The following is a 21,277-nucleotide window of genomic DNA, read 5'->3' as shown; positions in this document are numbered from 1 at the left end:
CACCGACGACGTCTGGGGGACCGATGCCACCGACGTCGCCCACCGGCGCCGTCGAGACGGGCTTCCGGTCGGCCGTCGGCAGGTTCGCGGGCCCCGTGCGGGGCATCGGGCTGGCGGTCATCAGCGTGTTCGGCGTGCTCGCCGTCCCGGACGAGTCCGTGCCGCTCGGCCTCGCCCTCCTGGGCCTGGCTCTGGTGGGCGCGGTCGTCGACGGCGTCCCGGACACCCGCGGCACGTGGGTCGCCCTTGCGCTGACCGTCGTCCGCGCCTGCGCGATCTGCGCGACGCAGGCGTCGACGGCGTCCGGGCCGAACCTGTGGGCGCTCAACGTCCTGACCATCACCGCCATCACGGTTCAGTGGGAGTGGCCGCTCGAGGTCGCGGTCCCCGTCACGGCCGGGCTGCTCGCCGTGTTCCTGGTGGCCGGCGGGCCGCCGACCGCGATCCTGCGCGTGGTGATCGAGTGCCTGCTCGCGCGGCTGGCGTTCCTGCTCCTGGTCCGCTCGGCCCGCGGCGTCGACGAGCTGCGCGCCCGGCAGGCCGCGCTGGAACGGGCGGAGGTGCTGGCCCGCGAGCGGCGGCGGCGGGAGCGCGAGTACCTCGCCCTGCTGCACGACACCGCGTCGGCGACGTTCCTGCTGGTCGGCAGCCGCACGTCGGACCCGGCCGAGGTCGCCGACTTCGCCCGCCGCGACCTGGCGGTGCTGACCGGCTCGACCGGCGGGCCGGGGCTGGACGACCGGCTGGTGGACGTGGAGTCCTCGCTGCGGTCGGTGGTCGAGCAGAGCCCGCTCGCCGTCGACGCGCGCTGGGGGCACGTGCCACTGCTGCCGGTCCCGGTCACGTTGGCGCTGGTCCGGGCGGTGCGCGAGGCGATGACGAACGTCGAGCGGCACGCGGGCGTGCGCGAGGCCGTCCTCAGCGTGACCGCGTCGGGCACCGGCCTGGTGGTGGCGGTGACCGACGCCGGGCGCGGGTTCGACACCGCCGCCGTGCCGGAGCACCGCCGGGGCGTCCGCGGCTCGCTGGTCGAGCGGATGGCCGCCGTCGGTGGCCGCGCCACCGTGGACTCGCGGCCCGGCGACGGCACCACCGTGCGGCTGGAGTGGCCGCGTGGCTGACGACGACCGGCTCTTCGCCAACATCAGGATCGTCCTGCTCGCCGTGACCGCCGTCGTCCAGACCGGCCTGAACGCCCCGCCGCTGCTCCGGCACCAGGCCGACTACCGCCCCGCGTGGGCGGAGAACGCCGCGTTCGCCGTGCTGGCGCTGGTCACGGTCGTGTGCGCGGTCTGGCTGCTCCGCCGCAGGCCGCTGCCCACGCCGGTCGCGCTCGGCGGCGCGGTCGTCGTGCTGGCCGCCTCGGTCGTGGCCACCGCCGCCCAGCCCGCCGACGGCTACTTCCTCGACGTGCACTGGTCGTTCGGCCTGGTCGGGTGGCACCTGATCGTGCTGCTGGTGGACCGGGTCGGCGTGCTGGTCGGGGCGCTCGCCGCGCACGTCCTGACGAGCGTCACCCAGTTCGTGCTGGTCGGCGACCACGACCGCGCGGAGGTCGGCGGCGCGGGCGTCGTCGTGCTCAGCGTCCTGGGGTTCCAGTCCGCGATCGTGGTGATCACGCTCGTGCTGCGCAGGCAGGCGAGGCTGGCCGCGCTGGTCGCGGCCGACCGGGACCGGATCGCCACCCGCGCCGCGCTGGCCGAGCAGTGGGAACGCGACCGGCGGCAGACGTTCGCGGGCCAGCTCGGCGCCACGCTCCCGCTGCTGGCCGGGCTCGCCGACGGCGCGCTCGACCCGTCCGACGAGGGCACCCGCCGCCGCTGCGCGCTCGCCGCGACCCAGTTGCGCAGGCTGTTCGCCGAGAACGACGACGTGCCCGACCCGCTGGTGCACGAGGTCAAGGCCTGCGTGGACGCGGCCGAACGGCGGGGCGTGGAGGTGTCGCTCGCGGTCAGCGGCACCGCCGTGGCCATCCCGACGGTCGTGCGCCGCGAGCTGACCGGGCCGCTGGTGGTGGCGCTGTCGCATGCCCGCACCCGTGCGCGGGTCAGCGTGCTGCGCACCGACCAGGAGGTGCGCGTCGCCGTGCTGGCGGACACCGAACCCGGCGACGGGATCGTTTCGACGTCACCGCTCGTCCAAGTGGAGAGCGGCACCTACGGACCGCGGACGCGGATGGAGGCGAGATGGAAGCCCAACTGACCGCCGTGGTCGTGGACGACCACCCGGCGGTGCGCGCGGGGGTCGCCTACTGGCTCGGCGCGGGCACACCGCCGATCACGGTGGCGGCCAGCGGCGAGGACGTGCGGGTGGCGTGGATCGGCGACGGCGCGACCGCCGACGTCGTGATCCTCGACCTGCACCTCGGCGGCCCGACCCCCGCGCTGGGCGACCTGCGCCGACTCGTCGAGGCGGGCAGGCGCGTCGTCGTGTACTCGATGCGCGCCGACGACGAGACCGCGCTGACCTGCCTGGAACTGGGCGCGCTCTGCTACCTGACGAAGGCCGAGGGCGAGGAGCACCTGGTCGAGGCGACGCGCGCGGCCGGGCGGGGCGACCCGTACACGCCGCCGTCGCTGGCGGGCGCCCTCGCCGGTGACCGCTCCGACCACCGGCCCGCGCTGTCGGCGCGGGAGACGGAGGTGCTGGTCGAGTGGTTCCAGTCCGAGTCGAAGGACTTCGTCGCGCAGCGGCTCGGCATCACCGCGAGCACGGTCAACTCCCACCTGGAGCGCATCCGGGTCAAGTACGCCCAGATCGGCCGCGAAGCGCCCACGAAGGCGGCGCTGGTGGCCCGTGCGATCCAGGACGGGCTGATCGGCGTCGAGGACCTGTGACCCAACCGTCATGACCTTGTGGTGCGAACGACCGACAACGCCCGACCTCGATCGCGGATAGCTTTCGGGCAGACCGCACGGTCCCTGTCGGGCCGGAGGTCCATCCGCACCTCCTCGCCGGCCGCCGTCCGGCGAGGGTCTATCGAGGAGTTCCATGAAGCACGTCCGTGGCCCCCTGCTCGCCGCCGTCGGCGCGACGACCGTCCTGCTGCTGTCCGCGTGCGCCAGCGAGACCGCCGGCACCGCGGTGCAGTCCACGTCGACCGCGCCGATCACGGCGGCCACGAGCGCGGTCAGCCCGTCGGCGTCGACGGGGGCCACCGCGTCCTCGGCGTCGCTGCCCAAGGCGGCCTCGGGCGACGTGACCAAGCCGGGCTCCGAGCTGAAGGTGGGCGACCGCGCCGTCGTGCCGTTCAAGTACGGCACCGACAAGAACGGCACCATCGCCATCACCGTGACCGCGATCGAGAAGGGCGAGAACGCCGACCTGGCGAAGTACGGCGACAAGGCCAAGGGCCTGATCCCGTACTACATCAGGGTCTCGATCGAGAACGTCGACGGCAGCGACCTCGCGTACAGCTCGGTCAGCCTGCGGGCCATCGGCACGGACGGCAAGTCCACCGGCGTGATCATCACCGGCGAGACGGACAAGTGCGAGTCCGAGACCGCCAAGAAGGACTTCACCACCGCCGGCGCGAAGTACGAGACCTGCGTCCTGCAAGCCTCGCGCGAAGGCCTCGAGGTCGCCGGTGCGACCTTCGACAAGGGCGACGACTACCTGAAGTCGCCCATCACCTGGAAGAGCTGACACCGCTGGGGGTGTGAAGCGGGGTGCGGCATGCGGAGCCGCGCCCCGCTTCGTCTACCGGGCCGTGTTGCCGGTCTGCTGGCGGATCCAGTCGACGATGACGTCGACCCGCGCGATCACCTCGTTGCCGGGCTGGGGGCAGTCGGGCCCGGTGCTCTCGACCGCCACCAGCACGCCGGTGTAGTTGTCCTCGGTGATGAAGAACGGCGCGCCGGAGTCCTGCGGGCAGGGGCTGTTCTGCACCGTCCGGGGCGCCACGGGCTGGGCCTCCAGGTTGATCGCGTCGATCGCCGAGACGGTGAACTCACCCCGCTTGAGCCGGTCGGTCGGCGTCATGACCGTGGCCGACAGGGAACCCCACCCGGCGAACTGCAACTTCTGGCCGATCGGGGGCGCCGCGGCGGGCAGGGCCAGCGGGACGACGTCCACCACCGGGACGCTGAGCTTCGCGAGCGCGAGGTCGTTGACCGGTGACTGCCGGACGTCCACGACCTCCGCCGTCTGACCCCCCTCGTCCGCGACGTTGAGCTTCCCGATCGTCACCACGGTCGTGTACGGGGGTTTGCCGCTGATCGGGACGTTGTTGCCGTCGTGGAAGCAGTGCCCGGCCGAGACGATCCACTGGGGTGCGATCAGCGAACCGCTGCACCCGCCGCTGCGGACCCCGCCGGTGGCGACGGGGATGTCGTTCGAGGTCAGCTTCGCGTTGAACGGCAGGATCGGCTTGGGCGGCGGGGGCTTGGTCGTGGTGGTGGTCGTCGTCCCGGAGCCCGAGCCGTCGGCGTTCAGCAGCACGTTGCGGGTGGACTGCTCGGCCTGGTTGGCCAGCGTCGCCGCCTTCAGCTCGCGCAGTGCGACCGAGGCGAAAGCGGCACCCGCTCCCAGGACCAACGCGACCGCCAACGTCCCCAGGCGCAGGACAGGGCGTCTTCGTGAACTCGTCCGCACTCCCGTAATACGGATGAACGATCAAGACGGTTGAAATGGATCTTGAAAAGTGTACGAACGGGCAGCGGGGGCTTCCCGATCCGCGCGGCGCCCACCCCTGCCGAGCGCGACCCGGACCACGCCGCCCGTCCACGCGAGCAGCACCAGCACACCCGCCCACCACGGCAGTGGGTAGTAGCCCATCGCGGGCACGTAGTGGGCCACGACCTGCGGAAACTCCTCCGCGGTCTGCTGGACGGCGAAGCCCGCGGCGGGGGTGACGCGCAGCAGCCAGCGGGACACCTCGTCGGGCAGCAACGGCAGGACACCCATCGCGTAGGGCAGCAACACCGCCCCGACCACCACCAGCACGGCCGCCCACGCCCGGCGCAGCACCGTGCTCAACGCGAGTGTGAGGACGGACACAGCGGCGGCCAGCACGCCCACCCCGACGACGACCCGCAGCTCCACGAGCAGCGGCACGGGGACGAGGGCCCCGCCGTTGGCGCGCAGGATCGCCGAGCCCACCGGGATCACCACCGCGGCGGCGACCAGTCCGGAGAGGAACGAGACCGCACCGACCACGACTGCCCGGCCCGGCAGCGCGCCGGGGTCGTTCCGCGGAGCGAACCGCGCGGCCACGACGGCCAGCACCAGCAGCCCGAGGACCAACCCGACGAGCAGGCCCTCCGGCGACCGACCGCCCACGGTCGCGGCGGGGGAGACGTCGCCGGAGCCGCTGACGGTCACCGTTCCGCCCGACTCGACGACGCCCGCGGCCCGGTGGTCCTTCTCCCAGTCCGTGGTGCCCGACTCCCCGACCTGCGTGCCGGTCCAGCCGGTGACGGGGGCTCCGTCCACCTCGACGCCGTCGAACACACCGGTGGCCTGGGTGAAGCGGCTCTGCCCGGCACTGGCCCCGAGCCCGGTCGGCACGAGCGTCAGGTTGCCGGGCGAGGTCACGAGCAGCCCGACCCGCACGGTCTCCGGGAGCCCCGGCAGCGCGGCGGTGCCGACGGTCGTCCACCGCCGCCCGTCGGCCGACTCCTCGCCGGTGACGACGTCGCCCGAGCGGGTCAGGCGCAGCCAGCGCGGCGCCGACAGCGGACCGGGGCTGCCCGCGGTGTCGTGGATATAGTCGTGCTGCATCCGCACGCCGTGCTCACCGGTCATCACCAGCGCGGCGTAGGACGAGCCGGGCGCGGTGCCGTCCTTGATGACGAGACCGGCCTTCGCCCACGGCACGAGGCCGTCGACGATCTCGTCGTGGTTCGGCGGCGGGTAGGTGATGACGCCGGTCATCGACGTCAGCCGGGCGGTGATGGTCCCCTCGCGGCCCAACGGCCGGTGCGCGAAGGTGAACCGGTCGCTCACCGAGGTGCCCTGGGGACCGACGGGGTCGGTGGGGCACTCGACCTCGACCTCCCCGGCGCTGCACGACGACCGGTCGGCGAACGCGAGCACCAGTCCCGGTAGGACGGCGAGCACGGTGGCGGCGGCGGCGACGGCGATCCGGCCACGGGCGCGGAACTCGCTCCAGGGTGTGGTTGTCATGGCGGGAGTTCTACGGAGCGGGCGGTGACACGGCCCGAACCGGCGCTGTCACCCCGCTGTTAGGTGCGGCGGGGCATCCTGGGCGCATGGACCAACCACGACACCCGGCGCTGCGGGTGCGGGCGCGCTTCACGGTGCTGTACGCCGTGCTGTTCCTCGCCTCGGGGATCGGGCTGCTGGCGCTGACCTACGCGCTGTCGGGTGGGAAGGTGTCCGTGCCCGCCGGGTCGGGGATCGCGCCCCCGCTGCCGGAAGAGGTGTGGGGGCGCCAACTCCTGGTGGGTTCGCTGCTCGCGCTCGCGGTGATGGCCGTGCTGTCCGTGCTGCTGGGCAAGGTCGCCGCCGGACGGGTGCTGCGACCACTGCTGTCGATCACGGCGGCGACGCGCCGGATCACCGCCGACAGCCTGCACGAGCGGCTGGCCGCGCCGGGCCCGGCCGACGAGGTGAAGGACCTGGCGGACACCATCGACGGCCTGCTGGAACGGCTGGAGACCTCGTTCTCCGCGCAGCGCCGGTTCATCGCGCACACCTCGCACGAGTTGCGCACCCCGCTCGCCACGATGCGGGCGTCGCTGGACGTGGCCGTGGCGAAACCCGAGCCGCAGGCGCAGACCGTCGCGCTGGCCGGCCGGTTGCGCACCGAACTGGACCGGGTGGACGACCTGTTGGAGGGCCTGCTCGTCCTGGCCCGCGCGCAGCACGGCGTGCTCGCCGACCGCGTCCGGGTCTCGCTCGCGGAGTTCGCCTCCGACGCCCTCGCCGCGCGTGCCGAGGCCTTGTCCGCCAAGGGACTCGTGCTGGACGTCAGCGGGGTCACCGGCGCGGCACCCGCGGTCGGCAACGCGGCCCTGCTGGCCCGCATGGTGGAGAACGTCGTGGACAACGCCGTCGTGCACAACGTCGACGGCGGCTGGATCCGCGTCACGGCCGGGACCGGCGCGCGGCTCGTCGTCGAGACCGGCGGCCCCGTGCTCGACCCGGACCACGTCGCCCGGCTCGCCCAGCCGTTCCAGCGGCTCGGGGCCGACCGCACGGGGTCGGACACCGGCAGCGGCCTCGGCCTGTCGATCGTATCGGCCATCGCGGGCGCGCACGGCGGCAGGCTCGACCTGCTCGCGTTGCCCGAAGGCGGCCTGCGCGTCACCCTGTCGCTGCCATGAGGGTCCTGGTGGTGGAGGACGCGCGGGCGCTGGCCGCCGTCGTCGCGGAAGGCCTGCGGGACCAGGGGATGGCGGTCGACATCGCCCACGACGGCCTGGTCGCCGCGGCCAAGCTGGACGTCAACGCCTACGACGTCGTCGTGCTCGACCGCGACCTGCCGGGCGTGCACGGCGACGTCCTGTGCCAGATGATCACCGAACGGGACGACCGCGCGATGGTGCTGATGCTGACCGCCGCCGGGTCGCCCGGCGACCGGGTCAGCGGCCTCACCCTCGGCGCCGACGACTACCTGGCGAAACCCTTCCACTTCCCCGAGTTGGTGCTGCGCGTACGCTCCCTGGCCCGCCGCCGCCCGTCCGCGCTGGGGCGGACGCTGCGCGCGGCGGGCGTCGAACTGGACCCGGTCCGCCGCACGGCGACCCGCGACGGCACGCGCCTCGACCTGTCAGTGAAGGAGTTCGCGGTCCTGGAGGCCCTGCTCCACGCGGCCCCGGCCCACCTCAGCGCCGAAGCCCTGCTGGAACAGGTCTGGGACGAGCACGCCGACCCGTTCACCAACACCGTGACCGTCACGATCGGCCGCCTGCGCCGCAAACTCGGTGCCCCACCGGTCGTCTTCACCACCGCGGGCGTCGGCTACCGCGTCGGGGACCCGGACGGTTAGCCGGTGGGTGGTGGTCTGGGACCGGTCCGCGGTTTTTTGTCGGACCCCTCCGGCACACTCACCGCCATGGACATCGACCGGTTCTGGGCGCTGATCGAGGCCGCCCGTGCCCGAGCAGCCGACCCCTCCGACGCGGAGGCGGTCGCCGCCGAGGCGAGCGCGCTGCTCGCCACCTACCCGCCCGAGGAGATCGTCGCCGCCTACCAGGTCTTCTGGGAGATCATGGCCGGTTCGTACCGCAACCCCCTGTGGGCGGCGGCGTACCTGATCAACGGCGGCTGCTCCGACGACGGCTTCGACTACTTCCGCGGCTGGCTGGTCGCCCAGGGCCGCGAGGTGCACGACCGGGTGGTGGCCGACCCCGACTCGCTGGCCGACGTCCCCGCCGTCATCGCCGCCGCGGGGGAGGGCGACGAGGTGGAGGGCGAGGACGTGCTCGGCATCGCCTGGAACGCGCACGTCAAGGCCACCGGCGCAGAGCTGCCGCCGGACTCGGGCACGATCAGCTACCCCGACCTGGACCCCGACTGGGGCTTCGACTTCGACGACCAGGCCGAGATGGCCAGGAGGCTGCCCCGACTCGCCGCCCTCCACGAGGGCTGACCACCCGCCGTCGCCCGACCGATGACTTTCCCCGCCCGTCGCGGTCTACCACCGGAAGACCGCGACGATTGGAGCCCCCGTGACCGACCTGATCGACTTCAGCCCCGCCGTCCGCCGGCTGGCGACCCTGCTGGCGGGCGTGACCGACGCCCAGCTCACCGCCCGCACCCCGTGCACCGAGTACACCGTCGGCGACCTGATCGACCACATCGACAACTTCGCCCAGGCCTTCACCGCCGCCGCCACCAAGGACTTCGGCGACCAGACCACCGCGGCCCCGGCCCCCGGCGCGGCCAACCTCGGCCCGGACTGGCGCACCCGCGTCCCCGCCCGCCTGGAGGCGCTGGCCGCCGCCTGGGCCGAGCCCACCGCGTGGGACGGCGACACCCAGGCGGGCGGCGTCACGCTCCCCGCCGCCGTCATGGGCAGGTTCGCCCTCGACGAGGTCGTCGTCCACGGCTGGGACCTCGCCCGCGCCACCGACCAACCCTTCACCTGCGACCAGCCGTCGCTCGACGTCCTCGAACCCCTCGTCACCCCACAACCCAACGGCGACCCCAGCGGCCCCTTCGGCCCAGCCGTACCGATCCCCGCCGACGCCCCCCAACTCGACCGCGTGATCGCCTACACCGGCCGCGACCCGCGCTGGACGGCCGCCTGACCCGTCACCGCGCGAACAGCGCCGCCACCAACGCCTCCGGCGCCAGCGTGACCGGCCGGTCGCTCACCTGGCCGTCACCCAGCTCGACGACCCGCCACACGCCGTCGGCGCGCAGGACGAGGTCGACCGTCACGAACGGCAACCCGGACTTCGCGACCACCGGTGCCACCGCCTCCACCGACGGCGTCCCGACCACGTCGTGCGGCGTGTCCGGGTGCGCGCCGACGAGCACGCACTCCCCGCCGACCCACCACGTCCGGACCTCGGCCGCCGTGAACTCCTCGAACCGCCGCAGCACGAACCCACCGGTGAACTCGTCGTCGCGCAGCTCCAGGAACCGCCGGGCCACCGCCCACGCCGCGTCGCCGTCCGCCAGTTCCGGGATGAACGCGGCCTCGTGCCAGTGGTGCTTCACGGACTTGGTGTAGTCGCGCAGCACGGCGGGCCCGGCGCCCAGCTCGCGCCGGGCCACGTCGAACCCCGCCCGGTCCGGCCCCGAGGTCCACACCGCCTCCGGCGTCACCTCGGCCAGGTCCGCCCACCAGCCCGGCAGCTCGTGCGCCCGCCGGTACTGCTCGGCGCTGGTGCGCGCCACGGCACCCCGCCGCGCCAACGCCCCGACGAACCCGGCGTAGTGCTCGGCGCGCAGCATCCACCCCCGGTACACCGCGTCCTCGTCCGCGGGCACCCCGGCGACGGCCCGGTCCACGTCACCACCGCGGGCCAGCACGTCGTGGTCGACCACCGCGACCACCACCCCGGCCTCGCGCGCGGCCCGCGCCTCCGCCGCGAAGTGCTCGTCGGGACGTCTCGGGCGCAGGGGATCGGCGGGAACGAGCAGCAGCATGCCCCGAGGCTAGGCGGTGCCAGCCGCCGACGCGTGGGGGAGCGGTCCCGGACGTCGTGTCCGGGACCGCCCGGACCACTACTGGAAGTACGGCGCGACCCAGTAGTTGCTGTCGTGCCAGGTGTCCGTCGGGAACCCGCCGCCGTCCCCGTAGTGGTAGACACCCGCACCGCTCACCCCGTTGTGAGGCGCGGAGAACGGCGTCGAGACGACCGTGCCGGTGAAGAAGTCCTCCGTCGACGCGTAACCGCCCGCGGGCGTGTAGTACGACACGACGTAGTCCGCCCCGGCGGTCACGGGAACCGGTGCGTCGAACAGGATCCGCGTGCCGGTGGCGACCTTCTCGGCCAGCAGGTCACCCGCGCCCGACCACACCCGTGCGGTCACCGGGCCGGGGTAGGTGCCGCGGCGGAAGGCGATCCCGGTCACCGAGCCGTTCCGGTCGAACCTCGTCCGCATCCCCAGCTCGACCGCCTCCGCGTCCTGGTCGTTGACCACCACCCCGTCCGGTAGTTGGAAGTAGCACGAGCAGAGGACCGGTAGCGGAGTCGCCGCACCGCCGACGTGCACCGTGATCGGACTGGTCCACGCCCCGGTCGTGGACGCGGTGGACGCCCGGCTCACGATCGTCACGTCACCGGCTTCCGGTGGCGTGTAGGTGTAGCGCCAGCTCTCGGTCGTGCCCACCTCGAACCACGTGTCCCCGCCGTCCACGCTCAGCTCGACGGACACGATCCCTCCCGCCTCACCGTTGTGGGCGATACCGGTGATCAGCAGCGGGACACCGACCTCCACACCCGCCCCGGTCGTGGGTGTGGAGACCACCGACATCGGGTTGTCCGCCGCGTACGCGGTTCCGGACAGGACCAACCCCAGCGCGGCGACCACCGCGACCAGCCTGGGTAACCAGGACATGCGCCCTCCTCGGCGTCGACGGGGCGGCCGTCCCGCCCCTGGGTAGATCGCGACTCGGAGGCCACTCGCTACGCGGTCGTGCCGGTCAGCCCACCGGCACCGGGTTCGCGTAGTACTCCTGCACGCGGGTGATCCAGTAGTACCCGTCGGTCGGCGCGTCCACCGGCACGGCGGGGGTGTTGGCGGGCTGCGGCACCCCGCGGGTCGCGGTGCCGACACCCGCGCCCATCAGGATCGACACGACACCCGCGTCCGCCGCCTCCTGGAAGTGCGAGCCCCACGTCACCGTGCTGCCGCTGACCGTCAGCTTCGGATCGCGCCACTCGTTGCGGGTGAAGTACTCCAACCGCCCACCGGTCGCCGTGAACGTGTCGCCGAAGAAGAACGTCGACGCGGAGTCCTCGCACCGCTGCGACTCGTTCGGCAGGGCCGGGAACGTGCCGGACGCGTTGTACTCCGCCGGACTGGGGCGGGTGGTGCCGTTGATGTGGCCGACCGGGACCTGCCACAGCACCACCGGCAACGACAACGTCTGCTTCAACGTCTTCGCGAACAGCAGGTAGTTGTTCCACAGGTCGTTGTTCCAGAACCACGTGGCCCGCGCCGGATCCGCCGCCAGGCTCGGCTCCGCGCACATCGCGTCGAGCCCGTACTTGTCGATCGACACGAACTCCGCCGCGTACCCGACACCCGCCTTCAACGCGAAGCCGGCGTTCGCGCGGGCGTTGTCGACGATCCGCTGCTTGCCCGCCTCGAACCCGAACGCCTCGGTGGAGTGCACGATCCCGTTGCCCGGCGCGCCGGACGCGGCCCACAGGTTGAGCTGCCAGCCCAGGAAGCTGTTCGGCGTGTGCTTCTTCAGCGAGTGGTTCATCGCCTTCACGAACCCGGTCAGCGTGTTCGGGAAGTCCGGGTCCACGCCGCGCACCAGCGCGCCGGAGTCGTAGGCCCCGCTGGTCGCCGCGGGCATCCGGTCGGGATCGCCGCCGTAGCCGGCCGCGTACTGCTGGAGCAGGTACCCGAGCGTGTCCGGCTCGATCACGTACCCGACCTTGCCCGACCCCATGATGTTCGTCGCGGTCTGCGCGATCTCCTTCAACCCGCCGAACACCTGGTTCACGTACGAGGGGCTCTGGAGGTTGGACCACATCACGCTCGGCTGATCGCTGTTGCCGCCCATGGCGTACACCACGAACACCGGCGTGAGCCCGTTCGCCTTGCTCTTGCCCGCGAGCCGCTCGGCACGCGACTTCCACTCGCCGATCTGCTGGCCGCCGTTGAGGTACAGGTACCCGTAGTCGACGTTCTTCCCCGCCGGGAAACGCGGCTTCACCTTGGTGAAGAACCGGTCCGTGCCGTCGAACGGCTCGTAGACGGTGCCGACCGACAGGTACGACGGGTGCCACCCGGCAGGCGGCTGACCACCCGCGTCGGTCTTCACCACCACCGCCGCGCTGGCAGCCGACAGGTTCCCCGCGGCGTCCTTGGCGCGCACGGTGAACGTGAACGACGTGTCCGGCGCCAGCCCTTCCACGGTCGCGGTCGTGCCCGTCACCGTCGCCGCGGGCAGCCCACCCCGGTAGACCTCGTAGCCCGTCACCCCGACGTTGTCCGTGGAGGCGTTCCACGCCAACGACACCGTGTTCGCCGTCTTCGCCGTGGACCGCACGTTCTGCGGCACGGACGGCGCGACCGCGTCCTCCGGCGTGGTGCCGTCACACGCCTTCCCGTTCAGCTTGCAACCGGACGGCACCGCGGTCGCCCCACCGGGCGCCCCGTTGAACCCGAACGACGCCGACTGCCCAGGCGCGAGCGTCCCGTTCCACCCCTTGTCGGTGAACGTGAAGTGCCCGCCCACCTGCGTCATGGCCGCGTCCCAGAAACTCCCGATCGCCGAACCCGCTGGCAGGTCGAACTCCACCTTCCACCCGCTCAACGTCGTGGACCCGGAGTTCAAGACCGTGTACTCCCCGGAAAACCCGGTACCCCAGTCCGACACCTTGCGAAACGCCGCGGACGGCCCAGCCGCGACAGCCGACCCGGCGGACACCAACAACCCGGCCGCGACGACCGCGGCCGTCCCCAGGGCCAACAAGGAGAATCTGCCCATCATCCCTCGATCCGGTCGTGGCGGCGGCCAGGTGACCGGAAGTGTGGTCTAGACCTCTAGGGCGCGCAAGGGGGTGACCTCACGTGGTCCTCGTGCCGGACCGGTTTCGGTTCCGCGTGAAAACGGGCTCCGGTTCCGGGCCGGGTTCTCGCGCTTCGACGAAGACGCCGCGCCGCTGCGCTGGGAGGCTTCGACCCTGCCCGCGTGAACGCCATCCCGACAAGGAGAAACGTGACCGGATCAGTGCTCGGACGCCTCGGCGCGTCGCTCGGCGTGACCGCCGCCATCGCGGCCTCGATCGTGATCGGCGGTTCGACCGCCGCCGCTCAGCAGACGACCTCCTCGCCCGCCGCGGTCCAGGAGGTGGGGATCGCCAGCCACCGCACCTGGGCTTGCACGGTCCCGGCCGGCTACACCTGGTCGTCCGTGCGGGTCAACACCAACTGCGCGTTCCGCTACGAGTACTTCCTGCTCGACGCCGTGAACGTCAACCTGACCGGCGTGTGGGCGTGCGGGATCCCGTCCGGCTACACGTACACCGCTTCGCGCCAGGGCAGCAACTGCTCGGCCTCACCGGGGTCCTCCCCCTACGAGTACCGGCTCGCGAAGGTCTGACGAGTCGAGGAGGCCCTTCACCGGTTCCCGACCCGGTGAAGGGCCTCGCCCTGCGTTACTGGCGGTCTCAGCGGCCTGCCAGGACCCGCGACACGACTGTGCTCAGCACCCGGATCCCGTGGGTGCCCGCCGGGTCGATCCCGGCCAGCTCGTGGACCCTTCGGAGCCGGTAGTCCAGGGTCCGGGGATGGATGCGCAGCGCCGTGGCCGCCCGTACCCGGTTCAGGTCGTGGCGGTAGTACGCGTCCAGGGTGCCCACCAGGTCGGGGCCGCCGGTCAGGCGCCGCGCCAGGTGGTGCAGCCACCGGTCGATCTCCGGCAGGTCCGCGGCGCCGAGTTCGAGGAACACGTCGGCCGCGGTGTGCAGGTACCCCGGCGCGGTCTCGACGCGGGTCACCCGGCTGACCCGCCGCGCCAGCGCGAAGGCCTCGGAGAGCGCCGCGGCCGGACCGGTGGCCGTGCCCGTGGCGAACGGCCGACCGGTGATCTCGGCGAGGTCCCTGATCAGCCCGGCGGCGTCGGTCTGCGGCTCGACCGGGACCAGCGCCACGAACTCGTCTGGCGCGCACCAGGTGGCCGGGACGCCGTACCGGTGCCAGACGGCGTGGACGACCTCGGCCGACGTCTCGGCGTCCACGTCCGGGACTCGTGCGACGACCACCTGGTACGAGTCGGGCACGTGGATGCCCAGGTCCCGACCGCCGGCGAGGGCGGCGGCCTCGCCCGCGAGCACCATCTCGGCGAACTGCCGCACCCTGGCGACGACCGGCAGGAAACGCTTCTGCCCCTTGAGGAACCCGAGGGTGTACGCCTGCTGGGCAGCCGCTCCCTGCGGTCCAAGCCAGCCGAGCACGCGCATGGTCACGGGGAGGTCGTGGGGACCGGACGCCTCCTGGATCTCGTTGAGGGTGGCGCTCGCGTGCAGCGCGAGCAGGCGGCGCAGGGCCGTTCGGGACAGACCAGTCTCACCACGTCGTTCCCCGGTGGCCGCGACCACCGCGAGGTCGTCATCGGTCAAGGGCTCGTCGCCCGCGACGAGGTCGATGGTGCGCCGCCGGATGAACACCGCGAAGTCGAGCATGTCCGCGTACTCGCGGGGGTCGCTCGCGGCGGCGGCGTACTCCGGCAGGTCGTCGGCGCAGATCTCGACGACCCGTCGGGCGTTGGCGGGCACCCGTCGTCCCAGCAGGCCGAGGAGATCGCTCACAGCCCCTCCTTCAGCCGGCCGCGAGGACGCGGGTCACGGTGGTGCTCAGGACCCGGACACCCCGTACCGAGGCCGGGTCCAGTCCGGTGAGGTCCTGGACGCGCCGCAGCCGGTACTCCAGCGTCCGGGGGTGGACGCCCAACGCCGCTGCCGTCCTCGTCCTGGCCATGTCGTTGCGGTAGAAGGCGTCGAGCGTCGCCACCAGGTCCGGACCGGCGGCGAGCCGGTCCGCCACCTCGCGGAGCCACCGGTCGACCGGTGGGATGCGCGCGGCGCCGACCTCGGCGAACAGGTCGGTCAGGTGGTGCACGGTGTTCGGCCCGCGCCGGACGGGTGCGGCCCGGCTGACCTGCCGTGCTCGCGCGAACGTCGCGGCGAGCCCGCCGGTCCGGCCTCGCGCGGCACCGACCGCGCACGGGAGTCCCACGCCGTCGGCGAAGTCCTGGACGACGGCGAGGTCCTGGGACCCGCTGTCCGGTACCAGCGCGACGAACTCGCCGGGTTCCTCCCAGCGGACCGGTGTCCAGTGGCGTGCCAGCAGGTGGTCGAGGACGTCCGTGCTGGTCGGGTGTCCAGGGGGGATCCGCACGACCACCACGACCCAGCGGTCCGGCACGTCCATGGCCAGGCTCCTGGCCATCTCCGCGGCGACCGGGTCGTCGGTGAGCAGCGTGTCCGCGAGCATCCGGACGCGGTCGACGACCGGCACCACCGCTTCCTGCCCGGTGAGGAACCCGCGGGTGTAGGCGGTTTGCGCGGCCAGTCCCTGTGGAGGCAGCCAGGCGAGCGTGTGCATGACGTCGTCGAGGTCGTGCGGATCGGCCGCCTCGTGCACCTCCTTCAAGGTGAGCGAGGTGTGCAGGAGCAGGACGTGGCGCTGGGAGGCCAGCGAGAGCCCGCCTTCGGCCCGAGCACGTCCGGCCGACGCGAGGAAAGCCAGGTCGTCCTCGGTGAAGGCCTTGTTCTCGGTCGCCAGCGCGACCGTCCGCTCCCGCAGGAACACGGCGAAGTCCACGATCGCGGCACGGGCCCTGGAATCGTCCGCGATCTTCCGGAAATCGGGGAGTTCCCGCGTGTAGACGTCGACGGCACGCCTGCTGTTGGTGTCGATGCGATCTCTCCACAGGGTGAAGAGGTTGCCCATGCAGTCCCCCTTGGCCAGCGGTCGCCCAGAAGGACATGGTGCTGGGCGAGCACGACGAGGAGTACCGCCATGGGGCCGCCTTCGACCCCGTGCTCAGGAGACGTGGTCGCGTTCCGGTCGTGGACCCACGGGGGTGAGCACGGGGCGTTTCGCGGTGCGCCCGTCGCTGGAGGAACGGCCGAAGGCGCGCCGGACGAGCCACGGTCCGACGAAACCCGTCGCCCACCGCAGTTCGGTTCCCGCACGCCGCCAGGACGTGGGTCGCTCCAGCGGGTCCAGGGGATTCGACCACGCGACGTCGCTGCCGGGCAGGTCGAGCGCGTGGGCGACGGCGGCGGCGAGCACGGAGTGGCCGAGCGCGTTGAGGTGCAACCGGTCCGCGCTCCACAGCCGGGGGTCCGTGCAGACCGGGTGCGCGAAGAGGTCCACGACGGTGGCGCCGTGCCGGTCGGCCGCTTCCCGGACGCGGGCGTTGAGCTCGTGCGTCCGCCTGGTGAGCCAGCGCGCGGCGGGTACCAGGAGGCCGGGGTCGGGAAACCGGAAGGTGACGACGTGGGCGCCCTGGCCGGTGAGGGCCTCGAAGATGTGCTCGTGGTGACGTGCCACGGAGGTGGCGTGGAACCGGGGCCGGAGCAGGTCGTTCATCCCGATCATCACCGTGGCCAGGTCGGGTCGCAGGTCCAGCGCCACGGGGAGTTGCTCGGCACGCACTTGGTGGGCGGTCCGGCCCCGCACCGCGAGGTTGGCGTAGCGCACCCGCGGGTCCGCGGCGGCGAGCTGTTCGGCCAGGCGGTCCGCCCAGCCCCGGTAGCCGCCGGTGTCGTCGCCGTCGTTCATGCCCTCGGTCTGGCTGTCCCCGAGCGCCACGTAGCGCAGGTAGGTGCGTGTCACTGCTCGGCCTCTTCCTGGAGCGGAGGTGGTGCGGTGACCGAGACTTCCAGACGGGTGGCGCGTTCCGCACCCGCGGCACGCCGAAGACCGGCGCCCCGCCGCCTGCGCTTGCGGCGGGACCCCGGTCTCGGCGTGACGATCAGGAGGAGTGCGGGCAGGTGTCCCGGTACTCCGCGATCGTCAAGCTCGTCGACGGTGCCGGGCAGAGGAACTGCTCGTACCGGGTGTCGTTGTCGATGAAGCGCTTGAGCCACGAGATGCTGTACTTCGCGATCGTCGTGTTCGACGAGTTCGGCGTGAAGTGCGAAGCGCCGCGCAGCTCCAGATAAGCCTTGTCCAAAGTGGACGGAAGGCTGTTGTAGAACGGCGACGAGTGCGAGGCCACCGGGGCGATCGTGTCGCCGTCGGCGCCGATCACCAGGGTCGGCACGCGGACGTCACCCCACGTCTTGTCGGTGTGCCAGCCGGTCAGCGGGATCGCCGCTTGCAGGGCGGGGCGCTGGGCGGCGGCGCGCAGGGTGCCGCCACCACCCATCGAATGCCCCATCACGCCGAGTCGCGTGGAGTCGATCCGGGTGCGGACCGTGCTGCGCTGGGTCAGGTAGTCCAGCGCCGCCAACAACTGCGAGGCCCGGCTGTCCGGTTGGTCCAGCGTGGTGTTGGTGTCGATGGTGAACACCACGAAGCCCTGCGAGGCGAGCCGTGGGCCCAGCCAGGAGATCGAGGACTGGGTGCCGGTGTAGCCGGGGGAGATGGCGACCGCGCCGAACGTGCCGGAGGCCGTGCTGGTCGGGTAGTAGATGGTGCCACCGCCGAAACCGGTGACGGACAGGGACGACACCGACGTCGAGGAGGTCGCGAACGAGCCGCGGGACGCCTCGATGCTCGAGTTGGTCGGTGCGGGGCCGCGCTCGTAGGGGTTTTCCGCGGCACTGGCAGGGGAGGCCGTGACGGCGGCGCCGAGTAGCGCCGCTGTCAGGGTCACCGTCGTGAAAACGCTGCGAAGCTGCACGTCGTTGTACACCCCGAATCGTTGAGGAGGGACAGTGCCGGTAACTCGTTGTGCCACAACGGTTACCGACACGTGTCATCCTGCTGCCCCGATCGAGGGCCCCGCATCGGTGGAACCACTAGCCCACCAGTTTGACCTCCTGCGGGGTGGGCCTCTTGTCGTCGACGGCCTTCACCTCACCGGATTCCGTGTCCGTGGTCATGGCCTCCTCCAGCGTGTTCACGCTGCCGTCGGCGGCGATCTGGAACACCAGCGCGCCGGTGTACCCGGCGTGGTCGTCCTTGCTGTAGGCGAACGGCGTGAGACCGGGGCCCTTCAGCTCACCGGAGGACATGGCGTCGAGGAGCTTCTGCCGGGTCAGGTCCTTGCCCGCGGCCTTGAGCGCCTGGCTGAACGTGTACGCCTGCACCATCCCGTAGACCATCGTGTCGGTGAACGGCTCCTGCGGGATGTACTTGTCGTGGATCCCCTTGAAGAACTCGGTCCACGGGTCGCTGGCGCCGCGCACGCTCGGCAGGTACCGGGTGCCCATGATGCCGGTCAGCAGCGCCCCGCCGGACACCTGCGTGCCGCCCTGCTTCGCGAACTGCTCCACGAGCCCGGTCAACGTCGCCGGGTCGGCGCCGATGCTGCTCACCATGAGCTGCGGCTTGTAGCCGATCTTCAACGAGGTCAGGATCGTCAGCGCCGTGAACGCCGGGATGCACTCGCACACCACGACCTCCGCGCCCGCCGCCTGCAACGCCGAGATCTGCGGCGTCACGTCGGTGTTGGCCGGGTCGTAGGTCTTGCGCTCCACGATCTGGTCCTTGATGAACTGGTCGAGCCCCTTCTGCGTGTCCGTGCCGATGTCGTCGTTCTGCACCAGCAGCCCGACCTTCTTGCCCGCCAGCTTCTCCTTGATGAACTTGCCCTGGATCTTGCCCTCGCGGGTGTAGTCGAGCTGGTAGCCGAAGGTGTTCGGGTGCTTCTCCGGCGCGTTCCACATCAGCGCGCCCGAGGACACCAGCACGTCCGGCACACCCTCGGTGGTGAGGTAGTCCAGTACCTTCGAGTGCGTCGGCGTGCCCAGCCCGCCGACGATCGCGAAGACCTTGTCCTCCAGCACCAGCTTCTTCACGACCTCGACCGTCTTGGTCGGGTTGTAGCCGTCGTCCTCGACCTTGTAGGTGATCTTGCGGCCGTTGACCCCGCCGCCGTCGTTGATGTAGTCGTAGACGGCCCTGGCACCCACGGAGATCTTGCTGTAGCCCGGCGCGGCCGGACCCGTCAGCGGGTGGTGCGAGCCGATGACGACCTCGGTGTCGGTGACGCCGGGCGCGGGTTCACCGCTCTTGGCGCCGCCGTTGTTGGCAGGCGTCTCGCCCGCGCCGCCGCACGCGGCGAGCACCAGCGCGGAGGCCAGCGCGACCGCGGTGACGGATCGACTGCTTCTCATGATGCTTCTCCTCGTTGAGAAGGGACCGGGCGTCGTACCCGGACCCACAACTTGCGCAGCCCGCCTTGGATCCCCGCCGGGAAGGCGAGGACGACCACGATGAGCACCACGCCGTACAGGGCGAGCGGGAGGTTGTCGGAGATGTCGCTGCGCAGGCTCAGCACCTCGGCGATGTCGTCGGTCCACACCTGGAAGTAGACGAGCGCGATGGCGCCCCACAGCGCGCCCCACAGGCTGCCCAGCCCGCCGAGCACCAGCGCCGCCAACAGGCTCAGCGACAGCGCCACGGTGAACGAGCCGGGCGCGGCCGTGCCGAGCAGGAACGCCTGCAAGCCGCCTGCGAGCCCGCCGCACGCCGAACTCACCAGGAACGCCAGGATCTTCGTCCGTCCCACGTGGACACCGGCCAGTGACGCGGCGACCTCGTCGTCGCGCACCGCCCGCAGCGTCCGGCCGAGCTTGCCGCGCGCCAGGTTCGCCAGCACGACCAGCGCCAGCAGCACCGCCAGCCACACGATCCAGGCCTGCCACTGGGTCGACGGGATCGTGCCGACCAGCCCGGCGGGCTGGCTGTTGACCGTGAAGCTCAACCCGTTGCTGCCCGCGAGCAGTTCCGGGAACCGCTGGGTCACGGCGGGCAGGCCCACGGCCAGCGCCAGCGTCGCGCCCGCCAGGTAGGGCCCGCGCAACCGGGCCGCCGCGGCGCCCGCCAGCAGTCCGGCGACACCGCCCGCGACCGTGGCCAGCAGCAGGTCGGCCCAGATCGGGAACGCGGGCACCCGCTTCACCAGCAGCGCGACCGTGTACGCGCCGATGAACATGAAAGCGCCGTGCCCCAACGACACCTGCCCGTTGAACCCGGTCAGCAGCGCCAGCCCGGCCACCGCGATCAGGTAGTAGCCGACGGTCGCGATCCGCAGGTTCGTGAACGGGTCTGCGGCGAACGTGAGCAGCACCAGCAGCACCAGGCAACCCAGCGCCGCCAGCAGGTGCACGACGACCGGGGGAAGTTTGTTCAGCATCAGACCCGCCTTGCCGTAGCTCGACCGAACAGGCCCGCCGGCCGCACCGCGAGCACCGAGACCAGGATCGCCAGCGCCGCCAACGGCACCAGCTCCGGACCCAGCAGCCCCGCCACGTACGACAACCCGATCCCGAGCGCCAGCCCACCGACGATCGTGCCGAGCGGGTTGTCCAACCCGCCGAGCACCGCCGCGGTGAGCGCGAACACGAACACCTCGTCCAGCACGGTCGGGGAGATGAACGGCGGCACGGCCAGCAGCCCCGCCAACGACCCGACGGCCGCGGCCAGACCCCAGCCGAGCGTCAGCATCACCCCGACCCGAACCCCCAGCAGCCGCGCCACCTCGGGGTTGAACGCCGCAGCCCGCATCCGCAGGCCCAGCGACGTGAACTTGAACAGCAGCAGCACACCCGTCGCCGTGACCAGCACGGCCAGCACGGCGAACAGGTCGGCGGCGGAGAACCGGCCGCGGAAGTCGAACGCGTAGGAGAACGCGTGCGGCTCGTTGGACCAGATCATCCCGGCCACCGCCTGGAGCACCAGCAGCAGACCCATCGTCGCGATGATCGGGCTCAGCTCGGGGGCGTTGCGCAGCGGCCGGACGAGCAGCCGCTCCACCGCGATCCCCAGCACCGTGCCCACGACGATCGCGGCGGCGAAGCCGAGCCAGTAGCTGCCGGTGCCCTTGGTGACGGAGTACGCGACGTAGCTGGAGATCAGCGCGAGCGCGGGCTGGGCGAAGTTCACCACGCGGGTCGCGCGGTAGATGATCACCAGTGACAGCCCCAGCGCGGCGAAGACCGCCCCGCTGGACAGGCCTGCCAAGGTCAGGTTGAAGAACGTTGTCATCGGCCCC

21 protein-coding genes are annotated in these 21,277 nt (G+C 72.1%); 9 read left to right on the top strand and 12 right to left on the bottom strand.

Annotation, left to right across the window (positions count from 1 at the left end):
• Window positions 1-23: 23 nt before the first annotated feature.
• The 4 genes from NZH93_RS34385 (at window position 24) to NZH93_RS34370 (ending at window position 3,645) form a co-directional block, all read left to right on the top strand.
• Complete coding sequence (locus tag NZH93_RS34385; protein ID WP_259627453.1) at window positions 24-1,121, top strand: sensor histidine kinase; 1,098 nt, start codon at window positions 24-26, stop codon at window positions 1,119-1,121.
• Entirely contained in the window at window positions 1,114-2,202 is a 1,089-nt protein-coding gene (locus NZH93_RS34380) for a hypothetical protein (protein ID WP_259627452.1), read from the top strand. The genes NZH93_RS34385 and NZH93_RS34380 overlap by 8 nt, the downstream gene beginning before the upstream one ends.
• Complete coding sequence (locus tag NZH93_RS34375; RefSeq protein ID WP_259627451.1) at window positions 2,187-2,837, top strand: response regulator transcription factor; 651 nt, start codon at window positions 2,187-2,189, stop codon at window positions 2,835-2,837. Before NZH93_RS34380 ends, NZH93_RS34375 begins: the two co-directional genes overlap by 16 nt.
• Window positions 2,838-2,991: 154 nt before the next feature.
• The gene (locus NZH93_RS34370) at window positions 2,992-3,645 is read left to right on the top strand and encodes a hypothetical protein (RefSeq protein ID WP_259627450.1); all 654 of its coding nucleotides are present in this window, start codon (window positions 2,992-2,994) and stop codon (window positions 3,643-3,645) included.
• A 54-nt stretch (window positions 3,646-3,699) separates the two neighbouring features.
• Here NZH93_RS34370 and NZH93_RS34365 read toward each other — a convergent pair whose 3' ends face one another.
• The gene (locus NZH93_RS34365) at window positions 3,700-4,548 is read right to left on the bottom strand and encodes a S1 family peptidase (protein WP_259627449.1); all 849 of its coding nucleotides are present in this window, start codon (window positions 4,546-4,548) and stop codon (window positions 3,700-3,702) included.
• A 66-nt stretch (window positions 4,549-4,614) separates the two neighbouring features.
• Entirely contained in the window at window positions 4,615-6,126 is a 1,512-nt protein-coding gene (locus tag NZH93_RS34360) for a DUF1349 domain-containing protein (protein WP_259627448.1), read from the bottom strand.
• 86 nt (window positions 6,127-6,212) lie between these two features.
• Here NZH93_RS34360 and NZH93_RS34355 point away from each other — a divergent pair, with 86 nt between their 5' ends.
• The 4 genes from NZH93_RS34355 to NZH93_RS34340 all read left to right on the top strand — a co-directional run bounded on the left by NZH93_RS34355 (window position 6,213) and on the right by NZH93_RS34340 (window position 9,218).
• Window positions 6,213-7,289, top strand: coding sequence for a sensor histidine kinase (locus NZH93_RS34355; RefSeq protein WP_259627447.1), 1,077 nt, complete (start codon window positions 6,213-6,215; stop codon window positions 7,287-7,289).
• Window positions 7,286-7,954, top strand: a complete 669-nt coding sequence (locus NZH93_RS34350) for a response regulator transcription factor (protein ID WP_259627446.1) — start codon at window positions 7,286-7,288, stop codon at window positions 7,952-7,954. Before NZH93_RS34355 ends, NZH93_RS34350 begins: the two co-directional genes overlap by 4 nt.
• A 66-nt stretch (window positions 7,955-8,020) precedes the next feature.
• Window positions 8,021-8,557: a DUF4240 domain-containing protein gene (locus NZH93_RS34345; RefSeq protein ID WP_259627445.1), complete on the top strand. Its 537-nt coding sequence runs from the start codon at window positions 8,021-8,023 to the stop codon at window positions 8,555-8,557.
• A gap of 79 nt (window positions 8,558-8,636) precedes the next feature.
• Window positions 8,637-9,218, top strand: a complete 582-nt coding sequence (locus NZH93_RS34340) for a TIGR03086 family metal-binding protein (RefSeq protein WP_259627444.1) — start codon at window positions 8,637-8,639, stop codon at window positions 9,216-9,218.
• A gap of 4 nt (window positions 9,219-9,222) precedes the next feature.
• On the opposite strand, the gene NZH93_RS34335 is transcribed toward NZH93_RS34340, so the two are convergent.
• From NZH93_RS34335 to NZH93_RS34325, 3 genes are all read right to left on the bottom strand, one after another.
• Window positions 9,223-10,065 carry an ATP-grasp domain-containing protein gene (locus tag NZH93_RS34335; RefSeq protein WP_259627443.1) on the bottom strand — a complete coding sequence of 281 codons (843 nt, stop codon included), beginning with the start codon at window positions 10,063-10,065 and terminating at the stop codon, window positions 9,223-9,225.
• Between the two features lie 78 nt (window positions 10,066-10,143).
• Window positions 10,144-10,980, bottom strand: coding sequence for a DUF4082 domain-containing protein (locus tag NZH93_RS34330; RefSeq protein WP_259627442.1), 837 nt, complete (start codon window positions 10,978-10,980; stop codon window positions 10,144-10,146).
• An 85-nt stretch (window positions 10,981-11,065) separates the two neighbouring features.
• Window positions 11,066-13,090, bottom strand: coding sequence for a cellulose binding domain-containing protein (locus NZH93_RS34325; RefSeq protein WP_259627441.1), 2,025 nt, complete (start codon window positions 13,088-13,090; stop codon window positions 11,066-11,068).
• A 231-nt stretch (window positions 13,091-13,321) separates the two neighbouring features.
• Between NZH93_RS34325 and NZH93_RS34320 the strand changes: the two genes are divergently transcribed.
• The gene (locus tag NZH93_RS34320) at window positions 13,322-13,705 is read left to right on the top strand and encodes a hypothetical protein (RefSeq protein WP_259627440.1); all 384 of its coding nucleotides are present in this window, start codon (window positions 13,322-13,324) and stop codon (window positions 13,703-13,705) included.
• A 67-nt stretch (window positions 13,706-13,772) separates the two neighbouring features.
• On the opposite strand, the gene NZH93_RS50925 is transcribed toward NZH93_RS34320, so the two are convergent.
• The 7 genes from NZH93_RS50925 to NZH93_RS34285 all read right to left on the bottom strand — a co-directional run bounded on the left by NZH93_RS50925 (window position 13,773) and on the right by NZH93_RS34285 (window position 21,270).
• Window positions 13,773-14,912: a PucR family transcriptional regulator gene (locus NZH93_RS50925; protein WP_259627439.1), complete on the bottom strand. Its 1,140-nt coding sequence runs from the start codon at window positions 14,910-14,912 to the stop codon at window positions 13,773-13,775.
• A 10-nt stretch (window positions 14,913-14,922) separates the two neighbouring features.
• Window positions 14,923-16,056, bottom strand: a complete 1,134-nt coding sequence (locus NZH93_RS34310; RefSeq protein ID WP_259627438.1) for a PucR family transcriptional regulator — start codon at window positions 16,054-16,056, stop codon at window positions 14,923-14,925.
• Window positions 16,057-16,149: 93 nt separating this feature from the next.
• Window positions 16,150-16,947: an SGNH/GDSL hydrolase family protein gene (locus NZH93_RS34305; RefSeq protein ID WP_259627437.1), complete on the bottom strand. Its 798-nt coding sequence runs from the start codon at window positions 16,945-16,947 to the stop codon at window positions 16,150-16,152.
• A 139-nt stretch (window positions 16,948-17,086) separates the two neighbouring features.
• A complete protein-coding gene (gene bdeA, locus NZH93_RS34300; protein WP_443742680.1) occupies window positions 17,087-17,959 on the bottom strand; it encodes a bis(hydroxyethyl) terephthalate hydrolase in 873 nt (290 codons plus the stop codon).
• Between the two features lie 118 nt (window positions 17,960-18,077).
• Complete coding sequence (locus NZH93_RS34295) at window positions 18,078-19,397, bottom strand: ABC transporter substrate-binding protein (RefSeq protein ID WP_259627435.1); 1,320 nt, start codon at window positions 19,395-19,397, stop codon at window positions 18,078-18,080.
• Window positions 19,394-20,419 (bottom strand): branched-chain amino acid ABC transporter permease, encoded by a 1,026-nt coding sequence (locus tag NZH93_RS34290; protein WP_259627434.1) that lies wholly within the window; start codon window positions 20,417-20,419, stop codon window positions 19,394-19,396. Before NZH93_RS34290 ends, NZH93_RS34295 begins: the two co-directional genes overlap by 4 nt.
• Window positions 20,419-21,270 (bottom strand): branched-chain amino acid ABC transporter permease, encoded by an 852-nt coding sequence (locus NZH93_RS34285; RefSeq protein ID WP_259627433.1) that lies wholly within the window; start codon window positions 21,268-21,270, stop codon window positions 20,419-20,421. Before NZH93_RS34285 ends, NZH93_RS34290 begins: the two co-directional genes overlap by 1 nt.
• Between the last annotated feature and the right edge of the window lie 7 nt (window positions 21,271-21,277).

It is taken from the genome of Umezawaea endophytica (assembly GCF_025061645.1).
Lineage (GTDB): Bacteria > Actinomycetota > Actinomycetes > Mycobacteriales > Pseudonocardiaceae > Umezawaea > Umezawaea endophytica.
This window is presented reverse-complemented; position numbering and strand designations above follow the sequence as displayed.